The sequence below is a fragment of the Pseudomonas sp. PS01301 genome (assembly GCF_029960215.1).
GTDB classification, from domain to species: domain Bacteria; phylum Pseudomonadota; class Gammaproteobacteria; order Pseudomonadales; family Pseudomonadaceae; genus Aquipseudomonas; species Aquipseudomonas coleopterorum.
In genome coordinates this window covers 1-5,925 of the sequence record NZ_JASCPM010000085.1, presented here as the reverse complement: position 1 = coordinate 5,925, position 5,925 = coordinate 1, and the positions used below count along the sequence as shown (strand labels likewise).

The 5,925-nt window shown below is 63.3% G+C and carries 4 protein-coding genes; 1 reads left to right on the top strand and 3 read right to left on the bottom strand.

Annotation, left to right across the window (positions count from 1 at the left end):
• Positions 1-83: 83 nt before the first annotated feature.
• The 3 genes from clpB to rluD form a co-directional block, all read right to left on the bottom strand.
• Entirely contained in the window at positions 84-2,648 is a 2,565-nt protein-coding gene (gene clpB / locus QMX89_RS22300) for an ATP-dependent chaperone ClpB (RefSeq protein WP_049860971.1), read from the bottom strand.
• A gap of 211 nt (positions 2,649-2,859) precedes the next feature.
• Entirely contained in the window at positions 2,860-3,597 is a 738-nt protein-coding gene (gene pgeF / locus QMX89_RS22295; protein WP_282349921.1) for a peptidoglycan editing factor PgeF, read from the bottom strand.
• The gene (gene rluD / locus QMX89_RS22290; protein WP_049860969.1) at positions 3,594-4,556 is read right to left on the bottom strand and encodes a 23S rRNA pseudouridine(1911/1915/1917) synthase RluD; all 963 of its coding nucleotides are present in this window, start codon (positions 4,554-4,556) and stop codon (positions 3,594-3,596) included. Before rluD ends, pgeF begins: the two co-directional genes overlap by 4 nt.
• A 150-nt stretch (positions 4,557-4,706) precedes the next feature.
• Between rluD and QMX89_RS22285 the strand changes: the two genes are divergently transcribed.
• Positions 4,707-5,729, top strand: coding sequence for an outer membrane protein assembly factor BamD (locus tag QMX89_RS22285; protein ID WP_049860968.1), 1,023 nt, complete (start codon positions 4,707-4,709; stop codon positions 5,727-5,729).
• Positions 5,730-5,925: the final 196 nt, after the last annotated feature.

The following is a 5,925-nucleotide window of genomic DNA, read 5'->3' as shown; positions in this document are numbered from 1 at the left end:
GGCAGAGCCCGCTCCCACAGGTATGCAACGTTCCTGTGGGAGCGGGCTCTGCCCGCGAAGAGGGCCTCACTGACCCTCATCAATCAAGCAAACACAATCTCATCATCCACTACCGACGCCTGCACCGAGGTCCCCGGCAGGAATTTGCCCGAGAGGATCAGCTGCGCCAGCGGGTTCTCGATCCAGCGCTGGATCGCGCGCTTCAGCGGCCGCGCGCCATACACCGGGTCGTAGCCCACCGCGATCAGTTTATCCAGCGCCTCGTCGCTCAGCTCCAGACTCAGGTCGCGCTCGGCCAGACGGCTGCGCAAGCGGGCCAATTGGATCTGCGTGATCCCGGCAATCTGATCGCGCGCCAGCGGTTCGAAGATCACCACCTCGTCGATCCGGTTGACGAACTCCGGACGGAAATGGCTGGTCACTGCATCCATGACCGCTGCGCGTTGCGCCTCGCGGTCGCCGACCAGCTCCTGGATGCGCGCCGACCCCAGGTTCGAGGTCATCACGATCACGGTGTTGCGGAAGTCGACGGTGCGGCCGTGACTGTCGGTCAAACGTCCATCCTCGAGCACCTGCAAGAGAATGTTGAACACGTCCGGGTGCGCCTTCTCCACTTCGTCCAAGAGCAACACCGAGTACGGCTTGCGACGGACCGCTTCGGTCAGGTAGCCGCCTTCTTCATACCCCACGTACCCGGGCGGTGCGCCGATCAGGCGGGCCACCGAATGCTTCTCCATGAACTCCGACATGTCGATGCGCACCATTGCCTCCTCGGTATCGAAGAGGAACTCGGCCAGCGCCTTGCACAGCTCGGTCTTGCCCACGCCGGTGGGGCCGAGGAACATGAACGAGCCGCTTGGACGGTTCGGGTCGGACAGGCCGGCACGCGAACGGCGTACCGCGTTCGACACGGCCACTACGGCCTCTTCCTGGCCGATCACGCGCTGATGCAGCAGGCTTTCCATCTTCAGCAGCTTGTCGCGCTCGCCTTCGAGCATTTTCGACACCGGAATCCCGGTCCATTTGGACACCACTTCGGCGATTTCTTCCTCGGTGACCTTGCTGCGCAGCAACTGGTTGTCGCTTTTGCCATGTTGGTCGACCATCTGCAGGCTGCGCTCCAGGTCCGGGATCACCCCGTACTGCAATTCGGCCATGCGGCTCAGGTCGCCACGCCGACGCGCGGTTTCCAGCTCCTGACGGGACTGCTCGATCTTCTGCTGAATCTGCGCGGAGCCCTGCACTTCGGCTTTTTCCGACGTCCAGATCTCTTCCAGGTCGGCGTATTCGCGTTCCAGCCGGGCAATTTCTTCGGTCAGCTTTTCCAGACGCTTGATCGCGGCTTCGTCGTCTTCCTTCTTCAGGGCCTGGGACTCGACCTTGAGCTGGATCAGGCGACGCTCCAGGCGGTCCAGGACCTCGGGCTTGGAGTCGATTTCCATGCGGATACGGCTGGCCGCTTCGTCGATCAAGTCGATGGCCTTGTCGGGCAGCTGGCGATCAGTGATATAGCGATGGCTCAGCTTGGCGGCTGCGATGATCGCGCCATCGGTGATCGCCACTTTGTGGTGAACCTCGTAGCGCTCCTTGAGGCCACGCAGGATGGCGATGGTGTCTTCCTCGCTCGGCTCATCGACCAGCACCTTCTGGAAGCGCCGCTCCAGCGCTGCGTCTTTCTCGATGTACTGGCGGTACTCGTTGAGCGTGGTGGCGCCTACGCAGTGCAGTTCGCCTCGGGCCAGCGCCGGCTTGAGCATGTTGCCAGCGTCCATGGAGCCCTCGCCTTTGCCGGCGCCGACCATGGTGTGCAGTTCGTCGATGAACAGAATGATCTGCCCTTCCTGCTTGGACAGTTCGTTGAGCAGCGACTTCAGGCGCTCCTCGAATTCACCGCGGAACTTGGCGCCGGCAATCAGCGCGCCCATGTCCAGGCTCAGCAGGCGTTTGCCACGCAAGCCATCGGGCACCTCGCCATTGATGATGCGCTGGGCCAGGCCCTCGGCGATGGCGGTCTTGCCCACGCCGGGTTCGCCGATCAGCACCGGGTTGTTCTTGGTGCGACGCTGCAGCACCTGGATGGTCCGGCGGATCTCGTCGTCACGACCGATCACCGGGTCGAGCTTGCCCTCCTCGGCGCGCTTGGTCAGGTCGACGGTGTATTTTTCCAACGCCTTGCGCGACTCCTCGGCGTTGGGGTCGTTGACCGCCTCGCCGCCACGCAGGTTGCTGATAGCGTTTTCCAGAGCTTTCTTGCTGACGCCCTGCCCGAGCAGCAGCTTGCCGAGCTTGCTGTTGTCGTCCATGGCGGCCAGCAAGACCAGCTCGCTGGAGATGAATTGATCGCCCTTCTGCTGCGCCAGCCGGTCAGCCTGATTGAGCAGGCGTGCCAGATCCTGGGACATGTTGACGTCGCCAGTTGGGTTCTGGATTTTCGGCAATTGGTCGAGCTCTTTGCTCAACGCCTTGCGCAGGCTGTTGACGTCGAAACCGACCTGCATCAGCAGCGGACGAATCGAACCGCCCTGCTGGTCGAGTTGCGCCTGCATCAGGTGCGCGGGCTCGATGGCAGGATGGTCCATGCCAACGGCCAGGGATTGTGCGTCGGATAACGCGAGTTGAAGCTTGCTGGTTAAACGGTCTATACGCATGAGTCACCTTCCTGAAAGGGGCAGGCCGGAGCGATGGACACACCTGATGAAGAAAACCTGCCGGGGATGACAGTTAGATGGGGGGTGTTGGGGAAGATTCAAGGATGGGGGTTGTAGGTCTGGGTAGGTTGTGTCAGTGCTGGCCGCTTCGCCGCCTATCGCGCAAGTCCGCTCCCACACTGGGCTCGCTGAGGGGCCATTGGCTGCGAAGCTAGGGTTCCAGCCACACCAGTGAAGCGAATCGCCCGGTGACCGATGCGCGGCGATAGGAAAAGAAGCGCTCGTCTTCCACGGTGCACGATCCCCCGCCATACACCGCCGTCACTCCCGCCGCCGCCAGGCGAATCCGCGCCAGGGCATAGATGTCGGCCAAAAACTTGCCAGGTGCCGCACCCGACGCGAATGCATCGGCAGCATGCGGATGGATGGACATGAAGGCCTCACGTACCTCGGCCCCCACTTCGAAGCGCCGTGGACCGATGGCCGGCCCGAGCCAGGCCATGAGCTGCTCGGGCGGCTCGCGGAACGTCTGCACTGTCGCTTCCAGAACGCCGGCCGCCAGCCCGCGCCAACCGGCATGGGCGGCGGCGACCTGGGTCCCGGCGCGATTGCAGAACAGCGCAGGCAAACAGTCGGCGGTCATCGATGTGCAGGCGATTCCCGGCGTAGCGGTCCAGCTCCCGTCGGCTTCCAGCACGCGACTGGGGTCGGCTCCGACCACTCGCACCCCGTGCACCTGGTTCAGCCAGGCGGGCAGGATGCCGAAGTGAGCGGTCAGACGCAGGCGGTTCTGCACCACGCAGTGAGGATCGTCGCCAACGTGTGCGCCCAGGTTCAGGCTGTCATACGGCGCCGGGCTGACGCCGCCTTCACGGGTGGTCACGCAGGCCCTGACCGAAGCCGGAGCTGGCCAGTCGGGAAGCAACAGGCCCTGCGCGAAAGTGGTCACCCGATGAAGGCCTCGCGATCCTGCTTGAGCAGCGACAGCAGCCAGACGAAGTCGTCGGGCAATGGCGATTCCCAGCCCATGCGCTCACCGGTCGTCGGATGGTCGAGCTCCAGGAAACGGGCGTGCAGGGCCTGGCGCGGAAAGGTTTTCAGTGCATCGACCATGGTCGCGCTGGCCGCGGGCGGGATGCGGAAGCGGCCGCCGTACGCCTGGTCGCCCACCAAGGGGAAGTTGATGTGCGACATGTGTACGCGAATCTGGTGGGTCCGGCCGGTTTCCAGCTTCACACGCACGTGTGTGTGGGAGCGGAAGCGTTCGAGCACGCGGTAATGACTGACCGCCTGCTTGCCGCCTTCCATCACGGCCATGCGCTGGCGCTGCTGGCCATGCCGACCGATCGGCGCGTTGATCTTGCCACCGGCGGTGACCACGCCGATGACGATGCATTCATAGATGCGGCTCACCGAACGGCTCTGCAGCTGGGACACCAACTGGGTCTGCGCCTGAATGGTCTTGGCCACCACCATCAGACCGGTGGTGTCCTTGTCCAGACGGTGGACGATGCCGGCACGCGGTACGTTGATGATGTCCGGCACATGGTGCAGCAGGGCATTGAGCAGGGTGCCGTCGGCGTGACCCGCGGCCGGGTGGACCACCAGGCCCGCCGGCTTGTTGATGACAAGGATCTGGTCGTCTTCGTAGACGATGTCCAGGTCGATGTCCTGAGCCACCCATTCACCCTGGGCTTCCTGCTCGGCATTGAGCTCGAGCAGGGCACCGCCATGCACGGTATCGCGCGGACGCAGAACGTCCCCGTCCACGGTCAGGCGGCCCTCTTTTATCCAGGCGGAAAGGCGCGAGCGCGAGTGCTCTGCGAATAGTTGGGCGGCGACTTGGTCGAGGCGTTGTCCGCCCAAATCGGACGGTACCTCTGCGCGAAGTTGTATGATCTCGGACATGCTCGGACTAGGCGGCGGCACAGCCTTTGGTTTCGGCTGCACGCTTGTGGTTAAATACGGCGTCTTTTGCCCCGGGGGTTCCACGGGGTGCTCATCATAACAGGACGGCCACGCCCGAGACAGCGGCCGTTTATAGGGACGCTAGCCGCCATGCAAGTGAAACACCTGCTGCTGATCGCCATCCTCGGACTCACCGCGGCCTGTTCTTCGACCAAAGAAGTGGTCGATGAAAACCTCAGCGAAGTCGAGCTGTACCAGCAGGCGCAGGCCGACCTGGACAACAACAGCTACACCAGTGCCACGGCCAAGCTCAAGGCACTGGAGTCGCGTTATCCGTTCGGCCGCTATGCCGACCAGGCGCAGCTCGAGCTGATCTACGCCAACTACAAGAACTCCGAGCCCGAAGCGGCAAAGTCGGCTGCCGAGCGTTTCATCCGCCTGCATCCGCAGCACCCGAACGTCGACTACGCCTATTACCTCAAGGGCCTGACCTCGTTCGACCAGGACCGTGGCCTGGTGGCGCGTTTCCTGCCGCTGGACATGACCAAGCGTGACCCTGGCGCTGCCCGTGACTCCTACAACGAGTTCGCCCAGCTCACCAGCCGCTACCCCAACAGCCGCTACGCGCCCGATGCCAAGCAGCGCATGATCTACCTGCGCAACCTGCTGGCCTCCTACGAAATCCACGTGGCCGACTACTACCTGACCCGTCAGGCCTACGTCGCAGCCGCCAACCGTGGCCGCTACGTGGTGGAAAACTTCCAGGAAACGCCGTCCGTCGGCGACGGCCTGGCGGTGATGACCGAAGCCTACATGCGTCTGCACCTGGACGATCTGGCGGCCACCACCCTGGAAACGTTGAAGGCCAACTATCCGGACCACCCGAGCCTGGAAGACGGCAAGTTCGTGCCTCAGCAGGACGAAGCGGACAACCGCTCGTGGATCTCCAAGGCCACCCTGGGCTGGATCGGCTCCAACACCGACCCGCTGCCACCGGGCGAAACCCGCGCCAACCAAGATGTGCAACGCCAGTATCAGGAAGCGCGCGACGCCATTCCGAAGGAACTGCTGCCCCCTGAAGACGGCGGCACCGCCGACCAACAGCAGCCGAACGCCGAAGAAGGCAAGAGCCGGTCGTGGTTCAGCTACGCGACCTTTGGTCTGTTCGACTGAAGCGCGGTTGCACTGAAAAAAGGGGCTCCGGCCCCTTTTTTATTGGAATAACCGCAGGCACTGTCCTTCTGGCAGAGGGCATTTGTATGTGTATGCCTGTGGAGCAGATGTATGCCTGTGTAGCAGATATATGCCTGTGGGAGCGGGTCTCTGCCCGCGAAGGGCTCACTGCGGCCTGCCTGATACACCGCAGGGC